The sequence below is a fragment of the Neobacillus niacini genome (assembly GCF_023715415.1).
GTDB classification, from domain to species: domain Bacteria; phylum Bacillota; class Bacilli; order Bacillales; family Cytobacillaceae; genus Neobacillus; species Neobacillus niacini_C.
Genome location: NZ_JAMBOB010000001.1, coordinates 72,386 through 85,854 on the forward strand (window position 1 = coordinate 72,386; position 13,469 = coordinate 85,854).

At 36.5% G+C, this 13,469-nt stretch carries 16 protein-coding genes and 1 tRNA gene; 5 read left to right on the top strand and 12 right to left on the bottom strand.

Annotated elements, in window-relative coordinates:
* Positions 1–208: 208 nt before the first annotated feature.
* Positions 209–305 (bottom strand) — tRNA-Sec (locus M3189_RS00300).
* A 216-nt stretch (positions 306–521) separates the two neighbouring features.
* Between M3189_RS00300 and M3189_RS00305 the strand changes: the two genes are divergently transcribed.
* Both M3189_RS00305 and M3189_RS00310 read left to right on the top strand, forming a co-directional pair.
* Positions 522–950 (top strand): DUF2621 domain-containing protein, encoded by a 429-nt coding sequence (locus tag M3189_RS00305; RefSeq protein ID WP_251630736.1) that lies wholly within the window; start codon positions 522–524, stop codon positions 948–950.
* Positions 951–1,032: 82 nt separating this feature from the next.
* Entirely contained in the window at positions 1,033–1,515 is a 483-nt protein-coding gene (locus M3189_RS00310) for a hypothetical protein (RefSeq protein WP_435368044.1), read from the top strand.
* A 46-nt stretch (positions 1,516–1,561) separates the two neighbouring features.
* Here M3189_RS00310 and M3189_RS00315 read toward each other — a convergent pair whose 3' ends face one another.
* Together M3189_RS00315 and M3189_RS00320 are read right to left on the bottom strand one after the other, a co-directional pair.
* Positions 1,562–2,035, bottom strand: a complete 474-nt coding sequence (locus tag M3189_RS00315; protein ID WP_251630738.1) for a CcdC family protein — start codon at positions 2,033–2,035, stop codon at positions 1,562–1,564.
* Between the two features lie 66 nt (positions 2,036–2,101).
* The gene (locus tag M3189_RS00320; RefSeq protein ID WP_251630740.1) at positions 2,102–2,809 is read right to left on the bottom strand and encodes a cytochrome c biogenesis CcdA family protein; all 708 of its coding nucleotides are present in this window, start codon (positions 2,807–2,809) and stop codon (positions 2,102–2,104) included.
* Between the two features lie 273 nt (positions 2,810–3,082).
* Between M3189_RS00320 and M3189_RS00325 the strand changes: the two genes are divergently transcribed.
* Positions 3,083–3,262 (top strand): Spo0E family sporulation regulatory protein-aspartic acid phosphatase, encoded by a 180-nt coding sequence (locus M3189_RS00325; RefSeq protein WP_251630742.1) that lies wholly within the window; start codon positions 3,083–3,085, stop codon positions 3,260–3,262.
* Positions 3,263–3,303: 41 nt separating this feature from the next.
* On the opposite strand, the gene M3189_RS00330 is transcribed toward M3189_RS00325, so the two are convergent.
* The 9 genes from M3189_RS00330 to yneA all read right to left on the bottom strand — a co-directional run bounded on the left by M3189_RS00330 (position 3,304) and on the right by yneA (position 12,193).
* Complete coding sequence (locus M3189_RS00330; RefSeq protein ID WP_251632002.1) at positions 3,304–5,097, bottom strand: ABC transporter ATP-binding protein; 1,794 nt, start codon at positions 5,095–5,097, stop codon at positions 3,304–3,306.
* Between the two features lies 1 nt (position 5,098).
* Positions 5,099–6,850, bottom strand: a complete 1,752-nt coding sequence (locus tag M3189_RS00335; RefSeq protein ID WP_251630744.1) for an ABC transporter transmembrane domain-containing protein — start codon at positions 6,848–6,850, stop codon at positions 5,099–5,101.
* A 164-nt stretch (positions 6,851–7,014) separates the two neighbouring features.
* A complete protein-coding gene (locus tag M3189_RS00340; protein WP_251630746.1) occupies positions 7,015–7,479 on the bottom strand; it encodes a hypothetical protein in 465 nt (154 codons plus the stop codon).
* A 172-nt stretch (positions 7,480–7,651) separates the two neighbouring features.
* A complete protein-coding gene (locus M3189_RS00345; RefSeq protein ID WP_251630748.1) occupies positions 7,652–7,873 on the bottom strand; it encodes a YneF family protein in 222 nt (73 codons plus the stop codon).
* A gap of 77 nt (positions 7,874–7,950) precedes the next feature.
* Positions 7,951–8,391, bottom strand: coding sequence for a sporulation inhibitor of replication protein SirA (gene sirA / locus M3189_RS00350; RefSeq protein WP_251630750.1), 441 nt, complete (start codon positions 8,389–8,391; stop codon positions 7,951–7,953).
* Positions 8,392–8,639: 248 nt separating this feature from the next.
* On the bottom strand, positions 8,640–10,643 hold the full coding sequence (gene tkt / locus M3189_RS00355; RefSeq protein ID WP_251630752.1) for a transketolase: 2,004 nt from the start codon (positions 10,641–10,643) through the stop codon (positions 8,640–8,642).
* 182 nt (positions 10,644–10,825) lie between these two features.
* On the bottom strand, positions 10,826–11,056 hold the full coding sequence (locus tag M3189_RS00360; RefSeq protein ID WP_095251703.1) for a DUF896 domain-containing protein: 231 nt from the start codon (positions 11,054–11,056) through the stop codon (positions 10,826–10,828).
* A gap of 147 nt (positions 11,057–11,203) precedes the next feature.
* Positions 11,204–11,860, bottom strand: a complete 657-nt coding sequence (locus M3189_RS00365) for a YneB family resolvase-like protein (protein ID WP_251632005.1) — start codon at positions 11,858–11,860, stop codon at positions 11,204–11,206.
* Between the two features lie 9 nt (positions 11,861–11,869).
* Positions 11,870–12,193 (bottom strand): cell division suppressor protein YneA, encoded by a 324-nt coding sequence (gene yneA, locus M3189_RS00370; RefSeq protein ID WP_251630754.1) that lies wholly within the window; start codon positions 12,191–12,193, stop codon positions 11,870–11,872.
* A gap of 157 nt (positions 12,194–12,350) precedes the next feature.
* Between yneA and lexA the strand changes: the two genes are divergently transcribed.
* A complete protein-coding gene (lexA, locus tag M3189_RS00375) occupies positions 12,351–12,974 on the top strand; it encodes a transcriptional repressor LexA (RefSeq protein ID WP_251630756.1) in 624 nt (207 codons plus the stop codon).
* A gap of 169 nt (positions 12,975–13,143) precedes the next feature.
* Positions 13,144–13,434, top strand: a complete 291-nt coding sequence (locus tag M3189_RS00380) for a DUF4257 domain-containing protein (protein ID WP_251630758.1) — start codon at positions 13,144–13,146, stop codon at positions 13,432–13,434.
* Positions 13,435–13,469 lie beyond the last annotated feature (35 nt).

The following is a 13,469-nucleotide window of genomic DNA, read 5'->3' on the forward strand; positions in this document are numbered from 1 at the left end:
ATTACTTGTTTTTCATATATTGAATGAACTTAAAAATAAGGGCCTGAACCTAATGTTCAGACCCTCATAATGTTACTCCCTTAAAGATTTATCATTTAAAAAGTAAGCGACTATATCCTTTTTGTTCTCACCTTCTAGTGTCCTGTTAATAACAAAAAAACCGCACCTGAGAACAATTCACTGTGCGGTTATTATAGATTATGTATTTTGGCGGGACTGTGTGGGAATCGAACCCACCAGACCTGGCACGCAGGTCTCAAGCAGTTTTGAAGACTGTGGAGGACACCAGTACCCCATTCAGCCCCATGATTATTATAGTAAAAAGGTAATTCCTATTTGTAATCATAATACAATGGAATATAGTAATAATCAATAGAGTTGGGGATTTTGTCATTTTTTCGACAACTTTTGCAAGCACCTTAATTATGGCCTTTTCCTTGATATTAAAGCGATAACTTGTCTTTTCACCACTTTACAGACTATAATAGATAAATGAAAATAGTATTTTGTAGGTGAAAACTATGCAATTAACAGGTTGGTTTCTTTGGTTTATATTAATATGGATTTTTGCATTTGCAGGTTTAATGGCTATTGGCGGATTTTTTATGTTTCGAAAGTTCCTTAAGAAAATGCCAAAGGAAGATGGCAAATCCGTGATGGACTGGGAAGAATACTACGTTAATCAGACTCGTCATTTATGGGGCGAGGAAGAAAAACATCTTCTCGAAGATTTGGTTAGTCCAGTTCCCGAGCTTTTCCGTGATGTTGCTAGACATAAAATTGCAGGAAAAATTGGCGAACTTGCTCTAAATGAGAAGGTATCTAAAATAACGGAAGAACTCGTTATTCGCGGTTATATTCAAGCAACGCCAAAAAGGGATCACAAATTCTTACGTAAAAAGCTATTTGAAAACAGAATTGATGTAGCTCCTTATGAGCATTTATTCTAAACCGACCAATTTTTGGCGGTTTTTTTTCATGAATTTGGATATTTTAAAAAGGAGTCAAAAAGTAAGGTTGGGGTGAAAGAGGATGGCTAAACGAATGGCAACTAAGAGGCACAAAATATTTAACCTGTTGATCATATTGATTCCATGGTTATCTTTACTTTTTATAGGCAAGCGTGAGTTTAAACGATATTCTTTTTCTGGCGTTTTTATTATTATTTTTGAAATCATTAATCATTTGTATGGACATAAGCGGAATTGGTGGAAATTTTACGATAAACGAAAATCATTTATCAGGGATGAACTTCCATTTAGTGTTGGTCCTTATATGCCACTTTCGATGTGGTTGCTTAAGCACTCGTATGGAAACTTTAAGAAGTTTGTATTATTGAATGCTGTTTCTGATGGTGCGTTTGCTTTCTTTATCATAGATGTTCTTAAAAAGCTTAAAATCATCAGTCTTGGTCGATTAAATCATGTTCAGTTTTTCTTTTACCTACATTATAAAGCGTATATATTATACGGTGTACAGTATTTGTTCGATAAACTAAGAGGATATCGATTGTAAAGAAACGCTCAGAGCTTTTATGCCCTGAGCGTTTTCTATATCTATATTATTGTTTACCCTGAAGCTGTTTATATAGCTTTTTATAATCTAGATACATCGCAATCCGCCATGGAACAATCATACTAAATGCCAGCAGGAAGAACATTCCACTTAGTTCACCATAGTCAATAGTCGTACTTAGGATTGATTTTAAAGCTAACCTCACTACTAACAATCCAACTAAAATGTAAATAAACGCCTTCGATCTTTTTAAGTAAATTTCGTTTTCTCGAATCTCAAATTTAGATGTTTTGATTAAGAGTATCGAAAAAAGCATTCCCAAAATCACGACCTCTATGATTTCCATACCAGTCAACCTAAATTGAGGTACCAGATACATAAATGCCCCGCTCGACATAAAGACCGGCGGCAGGATAATTTTCTTTACATTTGTAGGTTTCTTAGCTGCCTTCATGCGGACGAATAAAGCAAATATCCCCATAAATACTGCACCGATTGAAGAAACAACAACAAAGTTCATAGGTTTCAACCCCTAATTCCTTAAAATAAAGCTCAAAATTCATATTATACTATATCCATCTAATGTTTAGAAGCCTGTAAATCCGCCAAACATTCCTGAAAAAATCGTAATAATTTTTGTCATCCAGTCAAAGAAAAGCACAATACCCATTACAATCATAATGTAGCCACCGATTTTAACAATTTTCCCGCTGTTTTTACGAATCCATTTCATGCGGCCAACGAAGAACGATAGGATTAGGAACGGAATCGCAAATCCAAGTGAATAGGCAACCATGTAAAGCACACCTGAACCTGGGTTTGTTGCTGCAAGGGCGATTACCGCCGAAAGAATCGGACCTGTACATGGTGTCCAGCCAGCCGCAAAGGCCATCCCGATGAGTGCTGAACCAAAAAAGCCAGAAGGACGATTTTTAAATTCTAATTTACGGTCCTTCATTAAAAACTCAGGTTTAAATACCCCAACAATAATCAATCCAAATAGAACAATAAATATTCCGCCTAACTGACGAATGAGATCTTTGTACTCAAGGAAGAAGCTTCCAACAAAAGAAGTACCAAAACCAATTGCGATGAAAATAGCCGAAAAACCTAAAAGGAAAAAGATTGTATGTAAAAGACTCCGTTTTTGAAGCATGGCATTTTCAGTTTTTAACTCCCCTACAGACATCCCGGTAATATAGGATAGAAATGCAGGGTATAGCGGTAAACAGCATGGTGAGATAAAACTTAGGAAACCGGCACCTAAAGCTAAAAATATATTTACATCCGTCATATTAACACTCCCACTATAGTCGATACCTTATCATTTTATCAGACCTTTCCACTAAATGATAATGGTTAACATGAATATTTTGTGTCTCTAAGGGTTAATTATCATTTTCTTCAAAAACCTCTCTCTTTTTCTACCATTTCTCTTTATCAGATGGATAATTTCTTACAAATATCTTGGATTTATTCCCATCTTAGGTTATACTAGTAAAACATTGGTAGAGAAAAACTATCAATGTTTTCTATTCTTGGAGTTTCTCCGGAAAGGACCACGGCTGTGATCAAACAAGACCTAATTTCACTTATTGAGAAAAAGCGTGCTGAATTAATTCAAGTCGCGGTCACCAACGGCCTGACTTCCTCCATTGCTATTCGTTATAGTCAGGAATTAGACCATTTATTAAATGAATATCATCGAACATATATAAAGAAAACCCGCCAAGTGGCGAGTCTCTAATGCAAAAATCCTGGTCAATAACCAGGATTTTTTCTTTCTTATTAATGCATAACATCCTCTAAACGTTCCAACGCTCCATTTTGCAGCAGGAACATTTTATGATAGAGTCCACCTAGTGCCAATAGCTCTTGATGCGTGCCTCTTTCAACAATTTCTCCCTGATGTAAGACGAGTATTAAGTTCGCATCTTGAATCGTCGATAACCGGTGAGCAATAGCAATTGTCGTACGCCCTTTTCTCATTTTGGAAAGTGCAGTTTGAATCGCTTCTTCCGTTTCGGTATCGATATTAGCCGTCGCCTCATCGAGGACGAGAATCTTTGGATTCGCGGCAATGGTCCTTGCAAACGCAATTAATTGGCGCTGTCCACTAGACAACGTAGACCCTCTTTCCACTACTTTATGATGATAAGAATCTTCCAGCTTTTCAATGAACGTATGTGCTTGAACAAATTGGGCAGCTTCCTCTACTTGTTCATCTGTTAAATGATGATTATGAAGCGTAATATTATCTCTTACTGTTCCATAAAATAAAAACGAATCTTGAAGAACCAGCCCCATTTTTTCTCGTAATTCATCCTTGGAAAAATGACGGATGGACTGACCATCAATTAAGATATCACCCTTCTCGAATTCATAAAATCTCATTAATAGATTGATAATCGAACTTTTCCCACTTCCGGTATGACCAACAAGTGCTACGGTTTCTCCAGGATTTGCTGTAAAGGATATATTTTTCAACACATCCCGTTTGCCATCATAGGAAAACGTTAAGTTTTTAAATTCAATTCTTCCTTTTTCAATCGATAGTTTACTTTCATCATTTTGTCCTGGTGCCAATTCCTGCTTATCCAAGATTCTAAAGACACGTGCTCCAGCAACAATTGCTTGCTGGTACAATGATAATCGCATCATCATATTATTGACTGGTTCAAAGAATCGCTCCAGATAATTAACAAAAGCATATAAAACACCGATTTCTACTGGACTGTCCAATGAAGTAAGACCAAAATAATTTAAGACAATGATTAATCCTAAAATGAAAATTAAATCCACTGCTGGACGCAGCAATAAACCATCTATCTTAATATTCTTCATTCCCGCATCATAGTGCTTATCATTGATAACTTCAAACTCTTTGCGAAGTCTTTTTTCCTGGCGAAATACTTGAATAATACTCATACCCTGCAGAGACTCACTTAGTTTAGCATTCAATTGGCTGAGTCTTTCACGCATTTCCAAATAAAAACGGGAACTAAATTTCCGATATAAACTCATGACGAGCAATATTAAAGGAATAAAAATTAGACAGAATAACGCCAGCTTTACATCTAGGATAAACATGGTAATGAAAATTCCGATTAGTAAAAATCCACTTTGGATAAAAGTTGATAGAACCGTAACAAACATATCTTTAATGGCCTCGGTATCGTTTGTCACCCTTGAAACAATACTTCCAGCGGGCGTTTGATCAAAATACTTAAGACCTAGTGATTGTACCTTTGAAAAAATATCAATTCGAAGCTGCTGAATGATTTTTAGAGCAATTTCCTGGAATTTTACTAATTGAAAAAACAACAAGAATGATTTTACAAACTGAATTCCAAGATAGCTTGCACCTAAGATAACCAATGGCTTGAAAACCAAATTTCCTGGTGCTAAGTAATCATCAATAAAGATTTTTACTAGAATCGGAGATGCCAACTCTCCTAGTGTTGTTAATACTAAAAGACTGAACGCTACGATTAATTCCTTTTTATGTGGTTTCGTATAGGATAACAAGCGAGATAAAACTCTTTTTTGTTCTTTTTCAGTCAGCTGTGCTGTATCCTCCATTTTAATGTCCTCCATGCTCAACCAACTCCTCTAGCTGCTGACGTAAATACATTTCCTTATACCAGCCTGGTGCTGCCATTAATTCTTCATGTGTCCCTCTTTCAATGACCTCGCCATTATCAAGCACAAGTATTAAGTTAGCGTGCTGGATCGCACTCAAGCGGTGTGAGGTAATAATCGTCGTCTTCCCCTCACGATTCTTTCGTAATGATGAAAGAATTGCCTCTTCTGTCTTTGCATCGACGGCAGAGAGGGAATCATCTAGCAATAACACTTCAGGATTCATCAACAATGCACGTGCGATACTAATCCTCTGTTTCTGACCACCAGATAACGATACTCCTCTTTCACCAACAACAGTTTGATAGCCTTCTGTAAATTGAAGAATATCATCGTGAATACTAGCGAGCTTTGCAGCACCAAAGATATCTTCCTTTGGTGCATTCGGGTTCGTAAAGGCGATATTGTCAGCCACACTTGCCGAAAACAAGAAATGGTCTTGTGGAACATAGCCAATCACTTCACGTAGTTTCTCCAGCTTATATTCTTGAAGTGTATGACTGCCGAAGTTAATTCCCCCTTCATAGTCTTCAAATTCGCGAATAAGCAGCTTTAACAGTGTTGTTTTACCAGCACCCGTTTTTCCTACAATTCCTAATGTCTCTCCTCGATTAAGTGTGAAGTTGATATTCTTTAACATTGGTTTGTTTTCACCTGGGAAAGTAAATTTCTCAATATCATAGTGGATATCACCGCTAGGAATAATCTCTAACGCATCACTGCGGTCTGTAATATCCGATTTCTCACGAAGCAGTGCGGCCACACGGTCATACGAAGCACGACCTCGTTCAACGATATTAAACAACCAGCCAAATGCCAGCATTGGCCATATTAATAGTCCTAAATAAGTTGTAAACGCAATCAATTCACCAATCGTTAACTCCCCGGCCAATACGAATTTAGAACCAAAGGTGATGGCTAAGAAAAAGGAAATACCTACAATAATCGAAATCGTTGGATCATATAGGGAATCTATTTTTGCTACCACAATGTTCTTTTCGACTACATCCTGTGATTTTTTTCTAAAATCCTCTATGTCTTCTTTTTCCTGACCAAAGGTTTTTATAACCTTAATCCCAGAAATACTTTCCTGCGTTTTATCATTCAAATCTGAGAAGGCTTCTTGTGCTTTGTGGAAGGTTCGATGCAGCATCGTACCAAACCAACTTGTCAAAATAGCCATAAATGGCATGGGGATAAGACAGATTAAGGTTAATTTCCAGCTAATCGTAAACGCCATGGCCAGAATGACAAATCCACCTGTTGAAAGTGAATCAACCAATGTCAGGACTCCTAACCCAGCTGTTTGTTGTATCGCTTGCAGGTCATTCGTCGCATGCGCCATTAAATCGCCAATCCTTCGTTTCTGATAAAAAGATGGCGACATGTTCGTAAAGTGTTGATATAAACCATTTCTTAACTGTTTGCTAAGCTTAACGGCAGATCCAAAAATCATAATTCGCCAAAAATATCTCAAGATATACATACCGAGTCCTGCCCCGACTAAGACTGTCATCCATTCAAGGAGCAAGCCTTTCGTCATCGTCCCGTTATTAATATGGTCGGCAATCACCCCAATTACCTTTGGCGGCACAAGTTGAAGCAGTGCGACAAACAGTAAAATAACGGTTCCAAATATGTAAGCTTTTTTCTCTTGTTTAAAAAACCACCCTAAATCTAAAAATACTTTCATAATCGTTCCCCCGAAAAATAATTCAACTTTTCTTTTTATTATTTTCAAAAATCTTTTCCCACACCCGAAGATTTATTTTATCAAATATTAGTAAAATAATAAAGATTTAGACACCTTTTTTCACATGAAAAAGAGCACCCATTTCTATGAGTGCTCATTCTAATTTATTCTGCCTCTTTTTCAAACTCTGCCATTTTTTCTTCGGTAGCTGTTTTTAATTCATTCACTTGATCCTTAATGTTATCTGGTACAAACTTCACTCTTTTTAAATAATTTATGATAACCTTATGATCCGTTACAATTGCATTGGGGTCATTCGGGTCGTAAGTCTTTGTATGAATTTCATTGTTCTTAACGAAAGCAGATGCTATGTAGTAGAAATCCTTTTGTGCATCACTCTTTAATGAACCTGTTTCTCTCACTACTGTTTCGTAATCTTCCGCAATGATTAATTCTGCGAATTTCTTATCCTCAGCAGTTAACTCTCTAGAATTTGTATTTTCTTTTGCAGCATTCGTACCTTCTTCTGTTTTGTTCTCTTTAGGAGTAGCTGTTTCCTCTTTTTCTTGCGTTCCACATGCTGTTAAAGCTAAAAGTAGAATTAAAATAAGTGATAAAACCTTTTTCATACAGTATGGCTCCTTCATAATGATATTGCTTCTTAGCGTAACTAGTATGAACCTTATTATTCCTTTTTTCAATAGAAATATGAAATATAAGATTTTTCAAAAAATACTATTTTCAAATAAAAAAACCACTTTTTTTGATTACTTTCAAAAATAAGTGGTTTCTTACTATTATTTATTTGCCTTGCTGTTTATTCATAGCAGACATCATTTGGTTGATCTTCTTTTGAGAAGGCTTCATACCCATTTGCATCATCATCATTTTTAACATTTGCTCATTAATTGGCGGATTTTTCTTTAAGTAGTCCATCATATATTTACGAGCAATGAAAAATCCTAGAGCTACACCAGCTACTAATGCTAGTACAACAACTAGAATCCATAAACCTGTACCCATTAAACTTCCTCCTTCATGTTGTCTACCATACAGTGTACTAAATAAAACGGGAATATACAATATTCTCTTTTAAAAGATTACACATATTTTCTTTCTTTAATAGGCTTTAACCAACCAAACCGCTGATGATCAAGATCTAAAGCCATAAAGGATGATTCACATTTTCTAAGCACTTCAAAGAAAATCGTTTCGGCTTCATAACTGCCAGATGCCTCAATCGTTATTAAATCTTGGAAGACTCTTAATTTCGCTGTACTTAGTTTTCCACTTAATTCAATGAAGTATGTACCATGTTCAGCCAGAAAACCTTTCTTCTTTCCTAGCTGTTTTTGAATTAACTGGTGCAATTTCAAAACCTCTAATGACTTTGTTATATAAGAAATCTGCTTTTTTGTTATAAATTTCAGTTCACCGTCTGCTTTATGATGTTCCTGAAAAAGCTGGTAAAACATACGCTCTCTTCCGAAGTAATGGGCGGCAAATTCATCTTCTATTAGATAAAGCTGATAATTCCTCACCACGATCTCTCCTTCGTTGAATACCCTTTCTATCAATTATAAATAATCACTATCAAAACATTTGTCTTATACTGACAAAAAAAATCACTATTATTGTCGAATCAATAAGATTCTTCAAAATTTTATTATATCCTACAAATAATTGGAACGTCACAGGTGCTTCAAATTATTCAATTAATGTTCATATCTATAGTAGAAACGCAAAAAAGAGAACGACATTCGTCGCTCCCTTTGAATAAAACTATTTATTATTGTAGAAGTGCTTTAACACGTGCAACAACATTGCTTACACTAAAGCCGTATTCTTCCATAATTTTTTCTCCAGGTGCAGAAGCCCCAAATGTATCAATTGCTAGGACGTCTCCCTCATCACCTGTGTATTTGTGCCAGCCGAATGATGTACCAACTTCAATTCCAAGACGTTTTTTAACATTCTTTGGAAGAACTGAGTTTTTGTATTCCTGTGATTGTTGTTCAAAGCGATCCCACGATGGCATGCTCACAACAGAAACATGAATACCCTCACCAGCTAATGCTTTTTGTGCTTCAACCGCTAAACCTACCTCTGAACCAGTTGCAAGTAAAAGTGCATCCGGTGTTTCTCTTTCAGAAGGTGATACAACATACGCACCTTTTGAAACTCCCTCGTATGCATTTTTATCTGTATCTTTAAGTGTTGGTAAATCTTGACGTGTTAACACTAAAGCAGTTGGTTTGTTAGTTGACTCAACCGCAAGCTTCCATGCAGCAGCTGTCTCATTCCCATCTGCAGGACGGATAATAGAAAGACCTGGCATTGCACGTAGTGCTGCAAGTTGTTCAACTGGCTCATGAGTAGGTCCATCTTCTCCAACAGCGATACTGTCATGAGTAAATACATATGTTACCGGTAAGCCCATTAAAGCTGCAAGACGGATCGCAGGACGTAAGTAATCAGAGAACACGAAGAATGTTCCGCCAAAAATTTTCACTCCACCATGTAAGGCAATACCATTTAACGCTGCACCCATAGCAAATTCACGGACACCAAACCAGATATTACGGCCTTCGTAGTTACCTGGAGCATAATCGCCTGTACCTTTAATCATGGTTTTATTAGAACCAGCAAGGTCAGCAGAACCGCCGAGGAAGATTGGTAAGTTCTTTGCAATACCATTTAATGCTTCACCTGATGAAGCACGGCTTGCTAAACTTTTACCTTCGCTATAAACAGGAATATCCTTATCCCAGCCTTCAGGTAATTCATTTTTCAGTGCTTTTTCTAATTGATTTGCTAATTCAGGATATTCATTTTTATATTGTGCAAAAAGGTCATTCCATTCCTTTTCCTTTTTTACACCATTCTCAACGATTAAGTTTTGGAAGTTTTCGTAAACTTCATTAGGAACATGGAAATCTTCTTCAAAAGTCCATTTATAAGATTCTTTTGTAAGTTTTAACTCATCCGCTCCAAGTGGAGAGCCATGTACGCCTGAAGTTCCAGCGCGGTTAGGTGAACCATAACCAATTACTGTTCTAACTTCAATCATTGTTGGTCGGTCAAGATCATTTCTAGCTTCTTCTAGCGCTTTAGCAATTTCTTCAAGATTATTTCCGTCTTCTACGCGAACGTATTGCCAGCCGTATGATGTGAAGCGGTCTTTTACACTTTCAGAGAAAGATTTATTTAAATCACCATCGAGGGAAATATCGTTGGAATCGTATAAAACCACTAAACGTCCAAGTTTTAAATGTCCAGCAAGCGATGCAGCCTCTGCTGATACACCCTCCATTAAATCTCCATCTCCACAAATACTATATGTAAAATGGTTCACTAGTTCATAATTTTCTTTATTATAAACACTAGCTGTATGACGTTCTGCCATCGCCATTCCGACAGCCATTGCAATTCCCTGTCCAAGTGGGCCAGTAGTTGCTTCTACCCCTTCAGTGTGTCCATACTCTGGGTGTCCTGGAGTTTTACTTCCCCATTGACGGAATTGTTTTAAATCATCCATTGTTAGCTTATAACCAGATAAATGTAGCATGCTGTATAATAATGCAGAACCATGCCCTGCAGATAATACAAAACGGTCACGGTTAAACCATTCTGGATTTTTTGGGTTATGGTTCATGAAACGTGTCCATAACGCATAGGTCATAGGTGCAGCACCCATTGGCATTCCAGGATGCCCTGAATTTGCTTTTTCAATCATATCAATTGAAAGCGTACGAATAGAGGTTACCGACAAATCATCAATAGTATTAAACATTAAATAAATCACTCCTAATCCACTGGGATAAAAAAAAATAATAACAACTATAATATTATAGTTCTCTTGGTATTAATTCAACAATTAATTTGAGTACTAAACAAATTAAATTACTTTCATTTTCTTATTTTAGCACTCGAGCGGGTGTAATATGTAAAAAGGAAAACAAAATGTTTCCCCTGTTAATGAAGATTGTATTTTTTTCTTGCTTTTATTTTTTCAGGTGTTACGTCATTTCCTTCTGGATCTATGATCTTGGTATTCGTTAATGTATCCAGCATAGAACTGCGGAAAGTAGTCAAATACTCACTTCTTAATTTTGATTGTTCCTTCGCTTCTGCTTCTGTTAAACCAGTTGCTTTGGCTTTTCTGGCTAACTCATTGATTCTTGCCATTTTTTCTTTCGAGAGCAAGAAGTACCCTCCTTTCACTTTTGCTGTGGATAAACTTATCTGTTGAGTTCCTTGTCGATCAAAAGAGTGACAACAATAAGCTTTATCACAGTAATTACTTAAAGACTGATTTTACTAAAAAATAGACCATCTGACAAGGCAAACGGTCTACTGCTCTTCTGATTCGATAGATTGTTGAGACTCTTGGTAGCGTCTGTGAACAGTTGCTTTTGAAATATTGTATCCAAAACCCCTTAAAGTAGCAGCAATCTCAGAAAAAGTTAATTTGTTTTTTCTGAGACGGATTATCTCCTCAACAGGAACTTCTATTTTTTCCCGTCCTGAATTCCATTCGAGATTTTTTAGATTTTTCTCAGGCTTATATCCATGAGCAACAGCTCTTTTCATACCGCGCTTAATTTTGATATTATGAAGCTTACGCTGATATTCTTCAACCATACCCACAATATTTAGTACCATGGAATCACTTTCAGATAACTGCAGCTCTCCATTATGAGAGATACTATACAGCTTAACGCCCTCTTTCATAATAAAATGCAAAAGAGCAATCTTTGCATTTCCTCGTCCAAGCCTCGTTTCATCTTGGATTAATACCGCTTGTACCGTTTTTTCTTTCAATAAATCCAATAACTGCAACATTCCATCTCGATCAAGATCATAACCACTTGCTTGCTCTCTAATGATGGATACCACACTAAAATGATATTGTTCTGCCAGTTTTATAAGTTCCTCTTCTTGGCGCTTTAATGATGTTTCCTGGGTATCTTTATTTGTACTTACCCGGCAATATATAACTGCATTCACCATCTGACTTTACTCCCCAGCAGCGCTAGCGTATTCCGTTAAAGATCCAACTTCAAGATTTACAGGGATTGTGATTTCATCCCCAGGATAAATTTTATCCCCTTCAAGTTTGTTATGCTGCTTAACCCAGCTGACAAATTCATTATTGGAGTAAGTATGCTGGTCTGAATATTGATTAGAGATTTCCCAAAGCGAATCGCCTTCGGAAACGATAATAGTCACGAACTTCTCTTCCACGTTAGAATTAAAACGTAATGATAAAATAAAAGCTAAAGAACAGCTTAAAATAATTAATAATATTGCATAAGAGTATTTTTCCCATAGTTTTTTCATAATAGATCCCCTATCCAGAATATATGTTCGTTTATTTATTTTTATTATAATCCGAACATTTGTTTGTTGTCAACAATAATTCGAACTTATGTTTGTATAAAAAATACGAACATGCTATAATTAAATTACACATTAAATAGGGCGAGGTGTATCTATAATGACAAAAATATCTAAGCGCCAGCAGGATATCCTTGATTTTATTAAAGGGGAAGTAAAGAAAAAAGGCTATCCGCCATCCGTAAGAGAAATCGGCGAAGCGGTGGGGCTTGCTTCAAGTTCTACTGTGCATGGTCATTTAGCACGTTTAGAGAGTAAGGGATTAATTAGAAGAGACCCAACAAAACCGAGAGCAATCGAAATACTAGAAGCAGATGAAACGATGAATATTCCGAGAAACAATGTCGTCAATGTACCTATTGTAGGTAAAGTAACTGCTGGTCTGCCTATAACCGCCATCGAAAACGTAGAAGAGTATTTTCCACTACCTGAAAGTCTAGCACCTGCTGATGAGCAAGTATTTATGCTAGAAATCATGGGTGAGAGTATGATAGAAGCCGGAATTCTTGATGGAGATTACGTGATTGTAAGACAGCAGCAAACTGCGAATAATGGTGATATCGTCGTTGCTATGACAGAAGAAGATGAGGCTACTTGTAAGCGATTCTTTAAAGAAAAAGATTTCATACGTTTACAACCAGAGAACTCAACAATGGATCCGATTATATTAAGAAATGTATCCATATTAGGAAAAGTGATCGGGGTTTACCGTCATATTCATTAATTATTAAGAGCAGATATGAAAATCTGCTCTTTTTTATGTTTATTTATGGAAATTTATTCAAAAATATGTATTTTTACTCATTCTGTTTGGTTTCCACTATTAGTATAATGGTATTACACCGAGAGTTAACCTTAGGTCAAAAAATCCAGGCTTAAGGAGTGTGAAAACAGTGTTGAAGGACATTATTTTCTCAATGGTTATTGGTGGTTTGGTGGGATTTATAGGACACGTTCGGAAGCACGGAAAAATAATCATGCCCAGGAAAACAAAGAGGTTTATCTATTTAGGTTTTATAGAAGAAATGCTTCTTGGTTCTGTCGCAGCTCTCCTCATCCAGATTTACACAACTCCAAATTCAATGGTTGAAACTATTTTTTTATCGGCCCTTGCCGGGATTAGTGGTGATATCATGCTCACTAGATTTAGATCACTTAATGAAAATAAAGAAAAAGAATCCTGAACGCAAATAACCCAGCATGGACTCAAATCCATACT